Consider the following 18,101-nt stretch of genomic DNA (forward strand, 5'->3'; position numbering starts at 1 on the left):
TAACAAACGCCAGCACACCGCGCCTGCGGCGCTGGACTCGCAACAAGTTGCTCGCCCGTGTTGGCGGCGTTAGGCAACACGTAAGACATGAAACCGCCATAAACTCAAGGAATTATCGAATGGGCAAAATACTAACAATCGCCACTCTGATAATTGCGTGTGGAATTCTTACTTCATGTAACGAGGAAAAACCGGTGAAACCCGATTTTGACGCTGCAATACAAGCGCATTTTGATGCCATCAATAACCGGGATTTAGAAGCATTTAAGGCTCATCTCACTAACAAAAAAACGCTCTACACCATTGTTCAAAACGGGCATGCATTTACAACCCCTGAGGAAACAATTGCCATACATAAACAATGGTTCCAAGATCAAAATTGGATATGGGAAGGTTCTGTTGTCCATAAGGTCGTTGGAGAAGACGTAGCAATGGCTTTAGTGAAATATCAATATCGCACTAAGCCAGAAGACAAGCCTGTTGAAACATGGCTTACCTATGTTTTTGAGTTACAAGATGGTCAATGGCGCATAGTTCACGATCACAACACCAGCTTAGATTTTCCTGCTTTCGCCCGCATGGCTGGCATCGAGATCAAGTAGTGTTGCCTAACAAATTGTTGCACAGGACGTTTGACCCGATGACGCCTGTGAACTCAGGCGTTAAGCATCAAAATGAACTACGGATTCACAAAATGGGCAAGCAACTGGAATGAAAAGCGCTGAATAGTATTGGTGTTCGTTTAATCAACGCCATTTTGTGTTTTATTCCTCGGGCTAATACTGATGAGGAAAAGCTATATCAAAATGCTTATGACGTTGTTGCTGGCAAGGTTGTAAGCCCTGAGAGACTTTTGCAACTTTCGATAAACTAAAATTTTAAAAGGATTTATGTGTATGAATAGAATTTTGTTGGCCATTTTTGCTGTTGTCGTCTTGAGCTTCAATGCGCCATGCCGGGCTGATCTGTTATCACCGTTAAATCAAGTGGAGATGGCAACAGCGGATGCTATGTACCAAAGATATTGTTCTTTATGTCATGGCGCGCAGCGGGAGGGTTACAAGGCAGACCATGCGCCATCTTTACGTTCAAAGTCGATGCTGAGCACCGCATTCCCTCAGCTGATGTTTGACTCCATTGCTTTCGGGCGAGTGAATTCTGCCATGGATGGGTATATCAAAGACGCAGGCGGCCCTCTGACAGAGTCAGACATTATTTTATTGATCAGATGGCTGGCACAGAAAGAGCAGATTTCTCCGTTAGATTTAGATCAGGCGCCAATCGCCGGACAGGCTGAGAAGGGCAAAGCGCTGTATGCTAAAAACTGTGCAACTTGCCATGGAGACAAAGGCCAAGGTATTACCGGCACTGCGTTAGCAGACCAATTATTCTTATCGAGCGCAACAGACAGCTATTTAAAACACGCTATCGTCAATGGCAGAGACGGCACTCCGATGAAAAGTTTTGCCGGAATTCTCAAGGATGAAGAAATCAATGATGTTGTTGCTTATCTGAGAAGTCAGGCGTCGGGCTGGAGCCCACAACCGCCAGAACTCGCACCCTGGCCGAGCCCCGCTGAGTATGTGCTGAACCCCAACAGTGAAGCGCCACAATTTAGTTTAAGAGAAGGCCGGTATGTGCCAGCTCACGAAGTTGAACAAGCATTAAAAGAACACAAAAAAATGATTATTCTGGATACCCGGCCGGGCTCTGCCTGGCAACGTATTCATATTCCCGGTGCGGTTCCTATGCCGTATTACAGAGACAAATCCAAAATTGCCGAAAACTTACCCAATGATGGCACCTGGATTATTGCCTATTGCGCCTGTCCTCACGCCGCTTCAGATTCAGTGATCAATCATCTCCGAAGTTTAGGGTACAAAAATACCGGCGTGATTGATGAAGGTATTATCAAATGGATTGAGATGGGATTACCTGTTGTTGCAGGTAAGGCAAAGGTTAGTCAGGCCATTCACTAAAAGTACCTTGTCATCATTGTGTAGCGGGAGCATTAGAATCAAATTTTATCGCCAGCAAAAGGTGCTTACTGCAACTTCAACCCGCTGCGCGACTTTCCGCGCTAAATTTGGGCGTTATATGCAAAGGAAGATTTTGTGACTCTGGAAGCCACATGCTGTTGTAAGCAAGTATCGATAACTGTTTCAGAAACCCCTGTAATGAACTCAGTTTGTAATTGTACAAACTGCAAGCTTCGAACCGGCAGTGCATTTGGTATTTCGATGTATTTCAAAACTGAGTCCGTCGTAAAAATAACAGGCGAAACAAAAGTTTATAATCTCTGGCATAAAGAGCTAAGCCACGAACAGAATCGTCATTTTTGTGCTCAGTGTGGGACTACGCTGTTTTGGTATATATCCACAATGACTCATTTAATCGGTGTTGCTGGTGGCTGTTTTGTGGCATCGGACGTTCTTCAACCAACACATTCGTTAAATAATTCACAAAAATGCCAGTGGGTGAATTTTCCATCAAACTGGCAAATAAGTGGGTAGTTTATTGGTGGCGATTCAGTTGTTGGTAAAGGTTCAAATCCGGCCTGTGGTTCCGCGCTGAATAAAGGTGTTGATTCGCCGGTGCCGCATCAGGGCGGCAATAGCCTGCTTTTCACATAAAATCGGAGAAACAATGAATCCTCTGCAAAAATCCGGCGGGCTATCATCGCTTTGCCAATCAGTGATTTATCTGCTGATGTTTGTGTTTTATGCCGTTGTTTATGATTTACCCGCCAACGCCGGCATGGCGCAAAAACTGGCATTTTTAGCTGAGCATCAGCTGATGTTGTCTGTGGCGAATCTGCTGGGTTATGTGGTGTTTGGCTTGTTGCTGGCGGTGCTGGTGTTGGCTTTGTATCAGCGGTTAAAAGACAACGCGCCCGCACTGATGCAATTGGCCACTTTATTTGGTGTGCTTTGGGTTGGGCTGGTGATTGCAAGCGGCATGATCGCCAATATCGGCTTAAATCAGGTGGTTGGGCTGGCCAGCACAGAACCAGAGCAGGCGAAGGCGGTGTGGCTGGCTGTGAACACTGTGGTGGAGGGCCTGGGCGGTGGCAATGAAATTGTCGGTGGCCTTTGGGTGTTGTTCTTAAGCATAGCGGCGCTTCAGAGCAATAAGCTGCCGAAAGCTTTGAATTATCTGGGTTTTGTAGTGGGGTGTGCTGGAATTTTAACACTTTATCCGGCTGATATTTTCACCGAACTATTTGGTCTGAGCCAGATTTTGTGGTTTTTCTGGTTAGGTTTAGTGCTGCTGCGTAAAAGCTGACCCCCAGACAAACAAGCGGCTATCAGGCCAGGGATTGGGTATGCAAAGTACATTGTCACAGTATGTAAAAAAGAGAAATGGTGTGCCGTTGGGTGCTAAAGGCTCGATGCGCAATATGTTGTTACGCTCTTTTGGCGCGCCATCTTTTCCGGTGTTTTGGCATTACTGGAACCCGATCTGGGGTTATTATTTGTCGCGCAATATTATGCGACCGCTCAGTGCCTTGGTGCCGATGCGGCTGGCGGTATTCACTACCTTTTTAGTCAGTGGTGCGCTGCATGATCTGGCCGTTGCACTGGTGCACTGGAAACCTGTACTGTTTTTTACGCCCTGGTTTGGTTGCATGGGCGCGCTGGTGATTGTTTCCAATAAATATGCGCTGAGTTACGGTTTTTTGGCCTGGCCGGTACGGGCTTTGCTGAATATATTGTTTATTTTGTTATCCCTGGCGCTGACTTATCTGGCGATGCAGCTTGTGCTTTAAAGCTGTTAAAGCCGGGTATTCCAGCTTTGACCAGAGATGAACCAGTGCCTGCATAACCCCAACAAAGCGGTAGCTTGTGATGCGGATAAAACAGCGGCTGCAACAGGCAGCTCACAATATAAAACGTGATGTGCTGACGGTTTATTTTGCGGCGCGGGATAACAGAACGCCGCTCTTGGTGCGGCTTTTGGCGCTTGCGGTGGCGGCTTATGCGCTGAGTCCTATTGACCTTATTCCGGATTTTATTCCGGTATTGGGTTATCTCGACGACCTGGTTTTGCTGCCTTTGGGCATTTTTCTGGTGATTAAATTGACCCCAGCCGAGGTGATTGAAAGCAGCAGAGCCAAAGCGCAGCAGCTGGTGCAGCGGCCCAGCAGCCCTGTGGCGGCAGCGGTTATTGTGCTGCTTTGGCTATTGTGTGCCCTTGGCCTGCTGTATTGGTTTGTGGCGGCTGTTGGTGATTAACTTTGTTGCTCAGCCTGGTCTGAGCCCTCACAGGAGGCTGGGATGGCGTTACATTTAACCGCAGTTGACGGTGTGCCTATCCAGCTGCGGCACAAGGCGTCCTGTCATTGTGGTGCAGTACAGTTTGAACTTTATTTGCCGGATGCTTTGCAGGATGTTCGCCGTTGTGACTGTTCACTCTGCAGAAGGCGGGGGGCTATCGTTGCTTCGGTGCCGCTCTCTGGCATCAAAATTTTAACAGGCGAAAATGTGCTGCGGTTGTATCAATTTAATACCAACACAGCCAGGCATTATTTTTGTAGCCTTTGTGGTATTTACACTCACCATCAGCGCAGGTCAAACCCAACAGAGTATGGCTTTAATGTGGCCTGCCTTGAGGGTATTAACCCGCTAAAAATACCGGATATACCAACCTATGATGGGGTGAATCATCCGGCAGACAGGCACCACGACGCAGGAAGGCAGCCATGACAAAGTTAGCGACTATTGGCCAGATAGCTATTACCGTCAGTGATATTGACTTGGCGCTGGCTTTTTATCGTGATTTACTGGGGCTGGATTTTTTGTTCCGGGCAGGTCCACATCTGGCTTTTCTCAATGCAGATGGGGTAAGGCTGATGTTAAGCACACCGCAGGGCGCCGGCGCTGTTGGTGCCAACTCTGTGCTGTATTTTAAAGTTGCTGCCATTGAAGCGACCCATGCCGCTTTGGTAGCAAAGGGCGCACAGAATGAGCGAGCGCCGCAGTTGGCGGCTCAAATGCCGGATCATCAACTCTGGCTAGGTTTTTTGCGCGACCCCGACGGTAATCTGCTGGGGCTGATGGAAGAAAAACGTGATTAGTTGGGCTTCAGCCCAGACTGCTGCTCACAAGATGCGGCAGCCTGCACTGCGGTCTGTTTAGGAATAAAACTATTGCCGGTTTTTTTACCGGATGTTGTAAGGAAACACTGACGCGGCAATTGCTGTTTTTTACATTCTTTGTGTGGTCGTTCAGCACCAGCGCTATTGTGATCCGGGATGACACTGATGATGCAAAGTATCGGCTGCAGCCTGCTGAATTTCCCGCTCTGGCCGATATGCCGGGCGAAGGACATGGTTCCCCATCCATCAGATACACAAAAAAATCAGGTACTAATTTGCTACATATTGTCAATTATTGTTACATTATGGTGTTGGCAATACGCTAATGGAACTAAAAAAACACTAAGGAGAATATCTGTGAATTTACTTCGTTATATGGCATCCGCCTTTACCCTGTTGGTATTGACTGGCTGTGCTGCAGTTCAACAAGATGTAAAATTTCAAAGCGCGGGTTTAGAAAACAAATCCATTGTTATTGTGAAAAGCGAATTAAAACCTGCTGAAACGCAATACACTGGCAGCGTTGGGCTTTTGGATTACGGTATCATTTCAGCTGCAAACTCTGGCCTGGACAGGCATTTAAAAGCGCTAACATTCAGTGAATTTGACCGTGTGTACAGCACTATTGAATCCAATCTGAAAAAACATAATATAAGTATTAGTTACGCTCCTAATATCTTGGATCGGAAAACGGTAGACAAAATAAAAGCACCTAAAAATGGCAAAAATGTAAATGACTTGGCGGCGCTCACCGGCAACTCTTCTGCAAATTATGTTTTGTTGATCTTGCCTGGTCATTTTGGTACAACCCGCTCCTATTACGGGCCTGTTCCAACCTCGGAACCTACAGCTGTTTCGGGTGTTCAAATTCAGCTGATTGATGCAAAAACCAATGAGCTGAAATGGTACAGATATATTTCTTCTTCGAAAACAATTCCGGCACCTTGGGACGAAGCTAACTATCCTAACCTGACGTCCAGTCTGTACAACAGTGTTAATGAATTAAGTAAATTAATCGAAGCCGAATTGTCCCATACTGCAGCTACCAATAATAAGGTCGCAGCCAATCCGAATTAATCGCTGATCGAGTCGGAGGCGGGGGTTCACTCCCGCCGTTTTGTTTGATGGACGACTATTGGCACTTTCTGAAAACTCTGCCGCGTGAGAAGCTCTAACGAATCTTGCTGTGCTATTCATCTATTTGAATGTTACGGTGGTTGATTGTGCTATGACACCGACTGTCTTATGTTGGACGTTGCAAAACAACAAAACCCCGATTCGGGGGCTTTGTCTGACAACTGAATGAAAAGCTAGTTTCTCCGCGATTTCATAACAACCGTTCGTAAGGCAAATGTTTGACTTCACCACGCAATGTTTTAAATGTCAGATGCGTCGGGTGTTTTTGTAACAGGGCACCATGCTCGTAGTATTGTCCCATCTGATTTTCAAATCGAATAGCTGTGTTTGCTGTTGCGTCACGACCTTTTGCAATATCGAGTTCAATCAGCTGTGGCAGCACTTGCATTGTTTTTTGTAAAACACCAGCTATCCACTCTGAGTTTTTTTGCTCTAAAGATGGCAAACCTTGTTTTAAGTCGATGATTTGACTGGATTGCAGATAAAAATAGTTGCGATATTTAGATTTATCTCCTTCCCGTATATCGACCTCGACAGTGATCAAAAACGATTGATAATCTGCAGTTAATGATACTTTAGGGCTGAGCATCATTTTTAAACCGCTTACGTTGCTGCCTTTGGCGTCCTTTTGGATAGCAAACTGTGAGCTCTGCCACAACTTTTGATAATCCAGCGCACGCATTTTTGCCAGTAGCTGCGGTACCCGCTCGTTCTTTTCTTTCACTGCAGCAGAAACTGCAGCGTTTTGCACTATGGCACCACCAATAAGGGCTCCTACAAAACCTGCGCCAGCGCCAGCTGCTCCTGCACTTTGCGCTGCGTTTACTTGGGCTTGTTGCATTGAAAACGCAATGCTGTCGCCGTTATAACCCAAACTCTCCAAATCAACATTAATATCTTTGAGTTTGCTGTAGTCGATTTCGACAATGTTGATAGCTGCGCTTTGAATTGACACTGAGTTTAATAGTTTTTTATTACCACTACTTGAGCATGCCACCAAAAAGGCAGCAAAAATGAAAGTAAGGTGTGATTTTTTCACTTGAGTTGTATTCGCATTTGTGAATTTACGGTTGCAAATCTCTCCTATATTTCGTCTAAAGTCAAATGGTACTGTGTACGGTGTAAAGACTGTGGCAACCAAAACCAATAATCTGCCTGATTCAGTCTATGTAATTTTAAACTTTATTAAATACCAGTGTTGCCCGATCAAGGGCAGGCATCTGACGAATATGTAAGTTTGAAAACACAACAATGAGAAACTGCATTTTTGATGTTTAATTTCAGCATCATGAAGACATTCTCTGTGGAAGTTGCTGTCGGCATTAGTCCAATAATTAAGAAGCAGTACTGTTGTGGCAAACGAGATCTGTGCTGATTTTGTCCAATAAAGTGCCGGGCTTCATCACGCGATAGAAAGGGCAATTCGTTTAGACTCAAAGTCTGAGGCTAGGGCAACCTTTATCGTTTGGGTACAGAGCGAGCCTGCCATGCAAAGCCTGCACATTTTCGTTCTACAATAAGCTAAAGCCACCATCAGAGAGAAGGCCACTGCAGATGATGTCCTGTGAACAGCACGATTACATTGAAATTGCCTGTATGTACCGTTATCCGCTGAAGTTAACATTAAAATCCGGCGATATAGTGCAGGGCAGAGCGCTGGATACCAGGCGAAACGCAGCGCAGCAGGAATCTATGCTGCTGGCAGAACCAGACCAGCTGATCCCGCTGGATAACATTGCCAGTATCGAAGTGCTGGTGCAGAACCCGCATTTTCAAAAACTTACTTTTTAATATCTGACCTATCACCGGCAGCACAGCCCCTTGTATCTGGCAGCAATAGGCTGTCGTCATTGTTGTGGTCTGATGTTGTTCAGATGGTTTTCAATAAAAACCTGACTGTTGTCTTCATAGTGAGCAGCAAGCGGATGACTCAGGGATGCGGCTGCTGGCACAGCGCTACTACAACACTTTGCTGTTTTTGTTTAAGACAACAAACGGAAAGCACTGGGAATAGCACCTGTCCAGCGTTTAAAAGCACGACGGAAATTATGTTCGTCGGAATATCCCAACCGCAGCGCCAGTTGCCGGTTCGACAAATCCTGTTGGTTTAACAAGCTCAGTGCCAGCTGATTACGAACTTCATCCAGTAACTGGCTATAGCTGCTTTGATGTTGTTGTAATAACCTCTTAAGCGCACTAACACTGATGCCAAACTCTTGGGCCAGCTGCTCTTGTTTTAACAAAACCGGCAAACTTTTGCTGAGTTTGCGCCAGGCAAATTCCAGTACACCGGGCTGTTTTGCCAATAATAAATTTTGCTGGCGGCAGTTTTGTAAGGCACGGTTAAATTGAACGGGTTCAGCGTTTTTAAACCTTTGTAACCAGCAGCCTTTATCAATCTGAATTGCAGTGCAGTCTTGTTGATAAAACACTTCAGCAGGCCACAAAGCCTGATAAGCAGTGGCGGTTTTGGGGGCAGGCCAGCGCAGATAAACCTTACAGCCTGCTGTGCTGCCAAGTTGTTGTTTTATCAGCTGCAATATCAACGACAGCCAGATTTCACAAACAAACTGTTGCTGTGCACCCAATCCAATGGCTGGCCGCAACTCAATACTGAGGTGGCCAGGGTGTTGTTGCAGCCGGACAAATAAATAAGGCGCCAGCTGGTGGCGAAAATACAGCAGGTATTTCAGGGCTTGTTGTAAGTTGCCGGCGTGTTGTAGCAGGCTGCAAAGTGGAATCTCGGTATTTTGCAATAAAGCGCTGGCAGTTAAAAAGGGCAGTTCCGGGCTTGGCAGTTGCTGGCACTGCTGAATAAATTTCAGCCAGGCGCTGCTGTGGATGCGGTGTTGTGGTTTGTGTAAGTCACTCTGAAAAATTGCGGTACCCGACAATAACTTGTCTGGCGCCACACCACGGCGGGCCGCCAGGTGCAGCAAGTCCGTCACCTGCACCCGGGTTAATAAAATTTTGTCCTGATAGCCAAAAGGCGTGTTGCTCATCTGTGGAACAAAACTTGATCTGTGTTGTGGTTCTGGTTTTTTGCTGCCAGTAGCATGTGATTGGCACTGCGTAGCAGCGTGTCAGCGTCTGGCCACTGCTGAGCCTGCTCACTGCGTTCACCAAGTTCGCCAAGCGTCACGGTGATAGCGGTGAGCTGAATTTGTGCTTCTGGCAGCCATTGTTGCAGTTGCTGCGCTATATGTTGCTGCAGTACTGTGGCTGTAGCTGTGGTGCTTTGTGGTAAAACCGCGACAAAACAATCGCCGGCAAAACGGCAAATTAAATCTTGTTGCCTGAGTTGGTGGGTCAACAATTCACTGAATTGCATTAAAAAGGTGTCGCCGGCTGCAATGCCGTGCCCTTTGTTGTACTGGGAAAAACCGGCCAAATCCAGCATCAATAACGACAGCGGCTGCGCTGTTTGTTGATGAACATTCAGTTCGCGTTTTAATACCGCCAACAAATAAGCCGGGCCGTACAGCTGAGTCAGCGGGTCAATCAGCTGATGGTCGCGCAAAAACAGCTCACGGCTTTGCAATTGGCGGTTAATAGCCAGTTGTTCGCGGTGCCAGCCAATCAGGCCAAAAGTTAATAACAACATGCCAACAGGCGCCGGAAAAGACTCCAGCCAGCTCATCAGCCGGATGTTGTCAGGGTAACTGATGATTTCATCCAATAGATCCAGGCTATAAGAAAACACCAGCAAAAAGCTGCCGCTAAACAACCAGTTGGTGACAGGGCCCCGCGGCCTGCTGCTGACAATCAGACACAACCAGCCGGTCGCAACAATCAGCGTAGTGATTTCACCCAGACAATCCCACCAATCTATACGCACACCGGTTTTAATGTCACCCAGCTGCCATGCCAATAACATGGCCGTTATTAACAGCAGCGCAGCGCCCGCCAGTTTATCCAGATGTTGCCGCCACATCATTTATCCCGTTATTTCGTAGTGCATTTTTTGTTTATCTTCGGCTGCTTGTATGACTGATTGATGACCGATTCATGACCGGGCTGGCATCAACCTGAGCTAAACAGACCCGGGTCAGCAAGGCTCAGACAAACCGCTTTTTGGTTGATTTTTTGTCATACAGTTTTTTGACAATAGCGCCGGTCAATTTTTAATTCCGGCAGGATGTTATGAACAATTTCAGATTTAAACAGGCCCGTTTGGCCTTGAGTTGTGCAGTGGCGCTTGGTTTGGCAGCGCCGGCATTGGCAGACGCTCAGGTCAGTGGCCGTATTGTCGACAGCCGTCAGCAGTTGCTGGCCGGCGCCGAGGTCAGTATTCCACAGTTGCAACTGAAACGTGCCACTACAGCGGATGGCCGTTTTGTGTTTCCGAAATTAGCCGCAGGTCAATATAACTTAGTAGTGAAATATTTAGGTGCAGCACCAACCACAGTGCCTTTTACTGTGACAGATCAACCGCTGCAGTTAGCCGACATTAAGTTAACGGCCATTAGCAATCAGCTGGAGCATATTGAAGTAACAGGCCAGTCGGGCGCAGTCAGTAAAGCGTTAAACCGGCAACGTAATGCCGGTGGCATTGTAACAGTGGCCAGCACAGATGAGCTTGGCCAGTTCCCGGACAGCAATGTCAGTGAAGCTTTGCAGCGCCTGGCCGGTTTGTCGGTGGAGCGCGACCAGGGCGAAGGCCGTTTTGTGCGGGTGCGGGGTTTAGCACCGGATTATAATGCCGTCACTTACAACGGCACTCAGCTGGCGGCACCTGAAGCCGGGCGCAGGGCAGTTGCGCTGGATGTGATCCCATCTGATTTACTTGAATCGGTGGAAGTAAACAAAACCCTGAGCCCGGATATGCCAGCCGGTTCTTTAGGCGGCACAGTAGAAATTAAAAGTTTGTCGGCTTTTGATCGCAGCAGTGACTTTTATTCCTTCACCGGCGAAAACGGCTACAACCAGCTGGTAAGCGCTCATAGCCCAAAAGTTTCAGGGGTTTACAGCACAATTCTGGACGCGGCCGGTGAAACTGATGTGTTGGGTATTGCGCTGGCTGGTAGTTACGCCAAACGCAAATTTGGCTCTGACAACGTGGAAACCGGTGGTAACTGGGATTTTGATGAAGGTTTAGAAGAATTTGAACTGCGTGATTATCAAATCAGCCGTGAGCGTATTGGCGTGGCGCTGAACCTGGATTATCGCCCAGGCAACAATCACGAATACTACCTGCGTACTTTATACAGCAGTTTTACCGATGCCGAACAGCGACAGGGTTTGATTGTGGAGTTGGCAGACCCGCTGCAGGCTGGCAACAGCGGTGAAGCAACGCTGATCCGTTCGTTAAAACAACGGGATGAAGCCCAAACGATTAACGCGCTGGTGCTGGGTACCAAACAACTGGTGGGCAACTGGGAATGGTTGTTAGAAGCCGGCACCAGTAAAGCCGATGAAGATACCCCCTTTAATATTGCCGCCGCCGACTTTGCCCAGGATTTTGACGCTGGCATTGGTTTTAGCGGCGGGCAACAAATTAACTTAACAGCACCCAATGATGCTTATCTGGCAGAAGGTTACGAGCTGGATGAAGTGGAAATGGGCGACACTTTTACTAAAGAAACCGAGCAGAACGCCAGATTTGATTTAAGCCGTGAAATTATTCAGCCAAACGGCGTGTTGCAGTTAAAAACCGGTTTTAAAGTCAGCCAGCGTGAAAAAATGGCAGACGAGCAGGTCTGGGCTTTTAAAGATTTAGCGGACGAGGGCGTCAGCAAGCTGAGCCTTGCTGATTATGCCGCGGGTAACGTCGACTATGGTTTGGGCCAAATGGGTTTGGCCATTGATCCGGCAAAAATTTATGCGCTGGTGAATAGCCTGGATCGCAGTGATTTTGTTGATGACGTTGAATCGCAAATTAATAACTTTCAGGTGGATGAAGATTTATCGGCTGCCTATCTGATGGCGCAGTGGGAGCGCGAACAGTGGCAGCTGATTGGCGGTGTACGTTATGAACACGAGCAGCGGGATGCGCGTGGTGTGCGTTATGACGACACCACTGAGATCTTCAGCCAGAACCAGCTGAAAACCAGTGAAGGAGATTGGTTACCGGCGCTGATTGGCCGTTACAACCTGTCAGAGCAAAGCATTGTGCGGGCCGCTGTCAGCACTGGTTTGGTGCGGCCGAACTTTCAGCAACTGGCGCCAGCTTATTTGCTGGAAGAAGATGACGGCGATTTGGAAGCAAGTTTTGGTAACCCGGCGTTAAAAGCTTTGCGATCCACCAACTACGACCTGGGCTTTGAGCATTATGCCGACGAGCTGGGCGTGTTGTCCGGCATGGTGTTTTATAAACAAATCAGCAACTTTATTTATGAAGCCGATTTGGCCGGTCAACCGGGTTATGAAGCATTTGCCAAAGCAGAAACCTTTATCAATGGCGCTGACGCCAGCTTGTACGGCCTGGAGTTAAACGCTGTACATCAGGTGTCGGGTTTTGGGAACTGGCTGGATCAGTTATTAATTTCCGCCAACCTGACCATCACCGGTTCTGACGCTGAGCTGGATTGGCTGGATGATGAGCAATGGCAACAACGCCGCACGCCGTTGCCGAGCCAGTCAGACCGTACCGCCAACCTGGCTTTGGGTTATGAAAGTGATTTATTAAGTGTGCGCCTGGCGGCTAACTATAAGTCGAAGTATCTGGCCGAAGTGGGTGATATTAGCGACAGCGCTTATGACGTTTACGCCGACGACCATCTGCAACTCGATTTCAGCAGCAAATACAAAATTAACAGCGGTGTGCAGCTGTATTTTAATGTGGTGAATCTGAACGACGAGCCTTATTACGCTTATACCGGCCGTAAAAACGCCAACTTCCAGTATGAAACTTACGGCCGCACCTTTGTGCTGGGCGTGCAGATCACCAACTGGTAAGGGGCTTCGATGCGCATATTCAACCTAAGGCACAGCATGGCGTTGTTGGTGCTGAGCCTGGCTGGCGGCGTGTTGGCCGCCAGCACCAACCCGGCCAACGACACTGCTCAGGCACAAGGCAATACGCTGGTGCCTGCCGGAGTGAGCCGGTATCAAAGCACCGTATTTCCCGACCGGGTTATTTTGCTGCCCACAGCAACGCCGGCGCTGTCGCAGCGGGTGAACTGGCGCACCACAACGCTGGTTCACCAGGCTGCGGCTGGTGACAAAAGCCCGCCGCTGCTGGCAGAAATAACCCCTGCCGGTGATGGCCCTGGTTTACATCTGCAGGCCAGGCGTTTTAACGCCACCAGCCGCCAGGTGCAGACCGATAATGGGGTAAGCGTGCATCATCAGTTGACCTTCACCGATCTGCAGCCCGACACGCTATATGCCTATCGAGTGCAGGGGCTTGGCACCTGGAGTGAATGGCTGCAATTTCGCACCGCCAAAACCAGCTTTGCACCTTTTCGCGCCCTTTATTTTGGTGATGCGCAAAATTCGCTGAAGTCACATTTTTCCAGAGTGGCGCGTGCTGCTTTGCTCAAAGCGCCGGATGCAGCTTTGATGATCCATGCCGGAGATTTGGTGAACTCGCGTTATGGCGTGCTGGATAACGAATGGGGTGAGTGGTTTGACGCCGCCGGCTGGCAAGCCGGCATGGTCAATCAGTTGATAGCAGCAGGTAATCATGAATATCTGAAGCTGAACGAAGACACACCACAGGAAAAACGGGTGTTGGCGCCGCAGTTTAATCTGCAATTTGGTGCCCAGTTTGGTGCTGCTTCCAATGGGCCAGAACCGCTGCGCGACACTGTGTATTTTACCGACTACCAGGGCGTGCGTTTTATTGTGCTCAATTCTACCGAAGCTTTGGAAAACGAAGCCATGGCGAAGTTGCAGGCCCAGTGGCTGGAGCAGGTGCTGTCACAAAACCCACAACGCTGGACTGTGGTCAGTTATCACCATCCAATGTTTTCGGTATCCCAGGGCCGCGATAACCCAAGGCTTAGGCAATACTGGCAGCCGTTATTCGAAAAATATGGTGTCGATTTAGCACTGCAAGGCCATGACCATGTGTATGGCCGTCAGCTGGCACCAGGCCTGAACAAAGCCGGAACAGGCAGCGAACAGGCCGGCACTGTGTACCTCGTGTCTGTGGCCGGGCCAAAAATGTATCTGGTGGCAGATGGAGCACGCCGGACTATGCAAAAAGTGGCCGAAGACACCCAGTTATTCCAGCTGCTGGATTTTCAGGAAAATGAACTGACTTATCAGTCATTTACCGTGAGTGGCCAGTTGTATGACAGTTTTGCATTACAACGTCAGCCGGATGGCAGCAAACAGCTGCTGGAAACCGACACCAGCAAACTATTACCAGCACGGCGTTGTGGCAATCCGGACATGGCCCGCAAAGCTGAGAAAAAATGCTGGCAAGGTGATGATTTTGGTTTGGCAGCAAAGGCCAACCGCTGAGTTGGCTAACGGCTGAAGCTCAGCCTGGCTATTAAGAATTTGGAATAAAACATGAAAAAAATGATGTTAACCGCCGCCATCTCCAGCCTGTTAGTGGCTTGTGGTGCGCCGCAATCTCCGGTCAATAGCAGCCCAAAGTTTAAATCCGAAGCTGCTAAAAATGCAGCTGCGACTGTAGCAGCACCTTTAGCTTCAGCAAGCAAGTTAAGCATTGCAGCGCATCATCTGGTGCAGGCTGAAGTAGCAGGGCAACAACTGCAATTTGTATTGGATAAACAAGGTTTAACAGTGCTGGCTGCAGGTCTTGCCAATACTCAGCCTCTGGCAACTGCAAGCGGCAATTTTGTACGCCTCACCAGCCAGGCGTTGGCCGATGGCAGTTTGCTGCTGGCGGCTATGGAGGCGGATACACAAAGCCTGCATTTATGGCGCTGGCAAAACGGCCAGTTGCAACCGCAATTGCAGCAAGTGATCAACAGCAGGGTGGTCGAGGATTTATGTTTTTACCAAAGCAGCTCCAACCAGCAACTCTCGATATTTTTACTGGGAGGCCGGGGTGGGGCTGATCAGCTGTTATTACAACAAGGCGGCAACTGGCTACAACAACCTGTGGTGATCCGCGAGCTGGCGGTGCCTTATGACAGCAAAGCCTGCGCCGTGGATGCCAACAAGGGCAATTTGTATGTCAGTGAACCTAATGCCATCTGGCGTTATCAGGCTGAACCTGAAGCCGATGAAGGCCGCGAATTAGTGCAGGTAACACAGCCATTTGGCGCTATTCATGCTGAAATAGTGGCGCTGTCGGTATTGCCAGACAGCACATTGCTGGCGCTGGAAGAGCAACCGGCGCGGTTGCTGCGGATTGCCGTGAGCTCCAGCGCAGATGACAACGCGGACAAAAATACAGCGGTACAAAGCTGGCAGCTGGGCGCAGAGGCGGTGGCAGCAATGTCGCTGCTGCATGCTGCTGATACCACACAAGTTTTTGTCACCAGCGAAGATGTGGCGCCAGTACAGCAATGGATATTGCCTGCGGCCGGTGTGGCCACAACAATGCAGCAGGCGGCTAAGCCAATATTGCAAGTGCAGCCTATAGCCCAAAGTCAGGCCGCTTTGCCGCGGGGTGATGTGATTGACGATCCGGCAATTTGGCACCATGCCAGTAAACCAGAGCTCAGCCGTATTCTTGCCACAGATAAAAGAAATGGCCTGGATGTGTATGACCTCACAGGCAAACGATTGCAGCAGTTGGCAGTCGGGCGGTTAAACAATGTGGACCTGCGTTATGGTCTGCGCTGGCAGGGCAAACCGCATGACGTTGCTGTGGCCAGCCTGCGCAATAACAACAGTTTGCAGCTGTTTGCCATTGCAGCTGACGGCACCGTCAAAACCGCCGGGCAAATTCCAACGGCAATGCAGCAGATTTATGGCCTTTGTATGTTTCAGCCAACTGCAGCGCAAATTTATGTGTTTGTGAATGATAAATCCGGTTTGGTGGAGCAATATCAGTTGCACAGTGACGGCCAAAACTGGAGCGGGCAAAAAGTACGGAGTTTGCAGGTCAAAGGTCAGCCAGAAGGTTGTGTTGCCGATGACAAAGGCCAGCAGCTGTTTGTCGGTGAAGAAGACAGCGGCATCTGGCGTTTTGACGCTGCCGCCGATGCGCCTGTGACTGGTGAGCAAATTCTGCTGGTGGATGGCAAAGAATTGGTAGCGGATGTGGAAGGTTTAGCCTTTGCGCCTGGTGATACCCCGTATTTATTGGCATCCAGCCAGGGCGATGACAGTTATGTGCTGTATCAGGGGGTTGCACCATACCGCCAACTCTTGAAGTTTCGCGTCACCACCAATCCAGAGCTTGGCATCGATGGCAGCTCGGAAACCGATGGTCTGGATTTAACAGTACGCAGTTTAGGCCCGGGTTTTGAACAAGGCGCGTTAATAGTGCAGGACGGTCGTAACCGGATGCCGGAGCAAGGCCAGAATCTGAAGTATGTGCCCTGGCACGCCGTGTTGGATTTATTGCCAAAAACAAGCGCCGGGCAATAAGCTTTAGAGCTAACCTGCAGTTGAAAGCTTCAGTTGAAACCTTCAGTTGAAACCTGAACTCCTCCGTTTTGTGTTGCTGCCGCTTAATACGGGCCGCAACACAGAACAGGGCTGTGGGGTTACACCAATAAACCCCAATCCTTGTAAGCATCTCTGGCCAATTGTTCCCGGAACTGTGGGGCAGCGATGTTGATCAGCGCTTTAGCACGTTCGGTCAAACTTCTGGCGCGCAGGTTAGCCACGCCATATTCGGTGACCACATAATGCACATGAGCACGGGTGGTGACGACTCCGGCGCCTGGTGCTAATAATGAGCTGATACGGGACACTGTGCCGCCTGCTGCTGTGGCGGGCAGGGCGATGACGGCACGGCCGCCTTCAGATAAAGCGGCACCACGGACAAAATCCATCTGGCCGCCAACACCTGAGTAAATTTTGGTGCCTAAGGAGTCCGCACAGACCTGACCGGATAAATCCACCTGCAAAGCGCTGTTAATGGCCATCACCTGCGGGTTTTGCCGAATCACACTGGTGTCGTTGGTGTAAGCCACATCTAAAAACACTACTTCCGGGTTGTCGTCGACAAAGTCGTACAAAGCCTGACTGCCCATGGCAAAAGTCGTGACTATTTTGCCCGGGTGTTTGCGTTTATTGCGGTTGCTAAACACCCCTTTGGCCAGCAGCGGCAACACACCGTCAGAAAACATTTCGGTGTGAATACCGAGGTTCTGCCGGTCGCCAAGGCAAGCTAAAGTTGCATCCGGAATAGCGCCTATGCCCATTTGCAAGCAGTCGCCATCTCGCACTAAGCTCGCCACATTACGGCCAATCTGCGCTGTGATTGGGTCTTGCTCTGCCGGTAAATGCAGCGGAATCTCGCTTTCCAGCTCAACATAAGCGTCAAAATCCGCCAGATGCACAAAAGAGTCACCATGGGTACGCGGCATTTTGGGGTTAATTTGTGCGATGATTTTTTTCGCAGCCTGCATAGCGGCTCGGGTCGCTTCTACCGAAATACCTAAACTGCATAACCCATGTTTGTCCGGTGGTGATACCTGAACAATAGCGGTGTCGACTGGCTGCTCGCCACTTCGGAACATTTTCGGAATTTCTGATAAAAAAGCCGGCACATAATCGGCCAAACCACATTGCACCGCAGGGCGGGTGGGGCTACCGACAAAAAACACCCGCTGGCGTAAGTGGCCCTGTAATTCAGCGGCGCACAAAGCCTGGCTATGTTCAGTGTGCAGGCTGAGTAAGGTTAAATCGCGTTTTTCCATTGCTACCCTGGCCAGCGCGTTCAGCATGGCATAAGGGGTAGCGGCCATGGAATGGCACCATAAAGTTTCACCATCCTGAATCAGGGCAAGGGCTTGTTCCGGGCTTTGATATTTCATAAGAATTC

17 protein-coding genes are annotated in these 18,101 nt (G+C 49.1%); 13 read left to right on the forward strand and 4 right to left on the reverse strand.

Annotated elements, in window-relative coordinates:
- From V7P87_RS12840 to V7P87_RS12875, 9 genes are all read left to right on the forward strand, one after another.
- A partial coding sequence (locus V7P87_RS12840) for a YybH family protein (protein ID WP_333797782.1) occupies positions 1-602 on the forward strand: 602 nt, incomplete at its 5' end.
- Positions 603-896: 294 nt separating this feature from the next.
- Positions 897-1,979: a c-type cytochrome gene (locus tag V7P87_RS12845; RefSeq protein ID WP_333797783.1), complete on the forward strand. Its 1,083-nt coding sequence runs from the start codon at positions 897-899 to the stop codon at positions 1,977-1,979.
- 135 nt (positions 1,980-2,114) lie between these two features.
- A complete protein-coding gene (locus V7P87_RS16735) occupies positions 2,115-2,513 on the forward strand; it encodes a GFA family protein (protein WP_442967973.1) in 399 nt (132 codons plus the stop codon).
- A gap of 133 nt (positions 2,514-2,646) precedes the next feature.
- Complete coding sequence (locus V7P87_RS12850) at positions 2,647-3,285, forward strand: DUF4386 family protein (RefSeq protein WP_333797784.1); 639 nt, start codon at positions 2,647-2,649, stop codon at positions 3,283-3,285.
- A 40-nt stretch (positions 3,286-3,325) separates the two neighbouring features.
- Positions 3,326-3,769 carry a hypothetical protein gene (locus tag V7P87_RS12855; RefSeq protein WP_333797785.1) on the forward strand — a complete coding sequence of 148 codons (444 nt, stop codon included), beginning with the start codon at positions 3,326-3,328 and terminating at the stop codon, positions 3,767-3,769.
- A gap of 79 nt (positions 3,770-3,848) precedes the next feature.
- Entirely contained in the window at positions 3,849-4,235 is a 387-nt protein-coding gene (locus tag V7P87_RS12860) for a YkvA family protein (protein WP_333797786.1), read from the forward strand.
- A 42-nt stretch (positions 4,236-4,277) separates the two neighbouring features.
- The gene (locus V7P87_RS12865) at positions 4,278-4,706 is read left to right on the forward strand and encodes a GFA family protein (RefSeq protein ID WP_333797787.1); all 429 of its coding nucleotides are present in this window, start codon (positions 4,278-4,280) and stop codon (positions 4,704-4,706) included.
- A complete protein-coding gene (locus V7P87_RS12870; RefSeq protein WP_333797788.1) occupies positions 4,703-5,077 on the forward strand; it encodes a VOC family protein in 375 nt (124 codons plus the stop codon). The genes V7P87_RS12865 and V7P87_RS12870 overlap by 4 nt, the downstream gene beginning before the upstream one ends.
- A 378-nt stretch (positions 5,078-5,455) precedes the next feature.
- Positions 5,456-6,175, forward strand: a complete 720-nt coding sequence (locus V7P87_RS12875; protein ID WP_333797789.1) for a hypothetical protein — start codon at positions 5,456-5,458, stop codon at positions 6,173-6,175.
- A 250-nt stretch (positions 6,176-6,425) separates the two neighbouring features.
- Here V7P87_RS12875 and V7P87_RS12880 read toward each other — a convergent pair whose 3' ends face one another.
- Positions 6,426-7,382, reverse strand: coding sequence for a hypothetical protein (locus tag V7P87_RS12880; protein WP_333797790.1), 957 nt, complete (start codon positions 7,380-7,382; stop codon positions 6,426-6,428).
- Between the two features lie 407 nt (positions 7,383-7,789).
- Between V7P87_RS12880 and V7P87_RS12885 the strand changes: the two genes are divergently transcribed.
- Positions 7,790-8,026 carry a Rho-binding antiterminator gene (locus tag V7P87_RS12885; protein WP_333797791.1) on the forward strand — a complete coding sequence of 79 codons (237 nt, stop codon included), beginning with the start codon at positions 7,790-7,792 and terminating at the stop codon, positions 8,024-8,026.
- A gap of 191 nt (positions 8,027-8,217) precedes the next feature.
- Here V7P87_RS12885 and V7P87_RS12890 read toward each other — a convergent pair whose 3' ends face one another.
- Positions 8,218-9,237 (reverse strand): helix-turn-helix domain-containing protein, encoded by a 1,020-nt coding sequence (locus V7P87_RS12890; protein WP_333797792.1) that lies wholly within the window; start codon positions 9,235-9,237, stop codon positions 8,218-8,220.
- Positions 9,234-10,169 (reverse strand): GGDEF domain-containing protein, encoded by a 936-nt coding sequence (locus V7P87_RS12895; RefSeq protein WP_333797793.1) that lies wholly within the window; start codon positions 10,167-10,169, stop codon positions 9,234-9,236. Before V7P87_RS12895 ends, V7P87_RS12890 begins: the two co-directional genes overlap by 4 nt.
- Before the next feature lie 209 nt (positions 10,170-10,378).
- Between V7P87_RS12895 and V7P87_RS12900 the strand changes: the two genes are divergently transcribed.
- From V7P87_RS12900 to V7P87_RS12910, 3 genes are read left to right on the forward strand one after another with little or no spacing between them, the layout of a single operon-like run.
- Entirely contained in the window at positions 10,379-13,132 is a 2,754-nt protein-coding gene (locus tag V7P87_RS12900; protein ID WP_333797794.1) for a TonB-dependent receptor, read from the forward strand.
- A 9-nt stretch (positions 13,133-13,141) separates the two neighbouring features.
- A complete protein-coding gene (locus tag V7P87_RS12905; protein ID WP_333797795.1) occupies positions 13,142-14,647 on the forward strand; it encodes a metallophosphoesterase family protein in 1,506 nt (501 codons plus the stop codon).
- A 51-nt stretch (positions 14,648-14,698) separates the two neighbouring features.
- Positions 14,699-16,696, forward strand: a complete 1,998-nt coding sequence (locus tag V7P87_RS12910; RefSeq protein WP_333797796.1) for a phytase — start codon at positions 14,699-14,701, stop codon at positions 16,694-16,696.
- 119 nt (positions 16,697-16,815) lie between these two features.
- Here the strand turns inward: V7P87_RS12910 and V7P87_RS12915 are convergent, their stop codons facing one another.
- Positions 16,816-18,093, reverse strand: coding sequence for an acetyl-CoA hydrolase/transferase family protein (locus V7P87_RS12915; protein ID WP_333797797.1), 1,278 nt, complete (start codon positions 18,091-18,093; stop codon positions 16,816-16,818).
- Positions 18,094-18,101: the final 8 nt, after the last annotated feature.

The sequence above is a fragment of the Rheinheimera sp. genome (assembly GCF_036782235.1).
Taxonomy (GTDB): domain Bacteria; phylum Pseudomonadota; class Gammaproteobacteria; order Enterobacterales; family Alteromonadaceae; genus Pararheinheimera.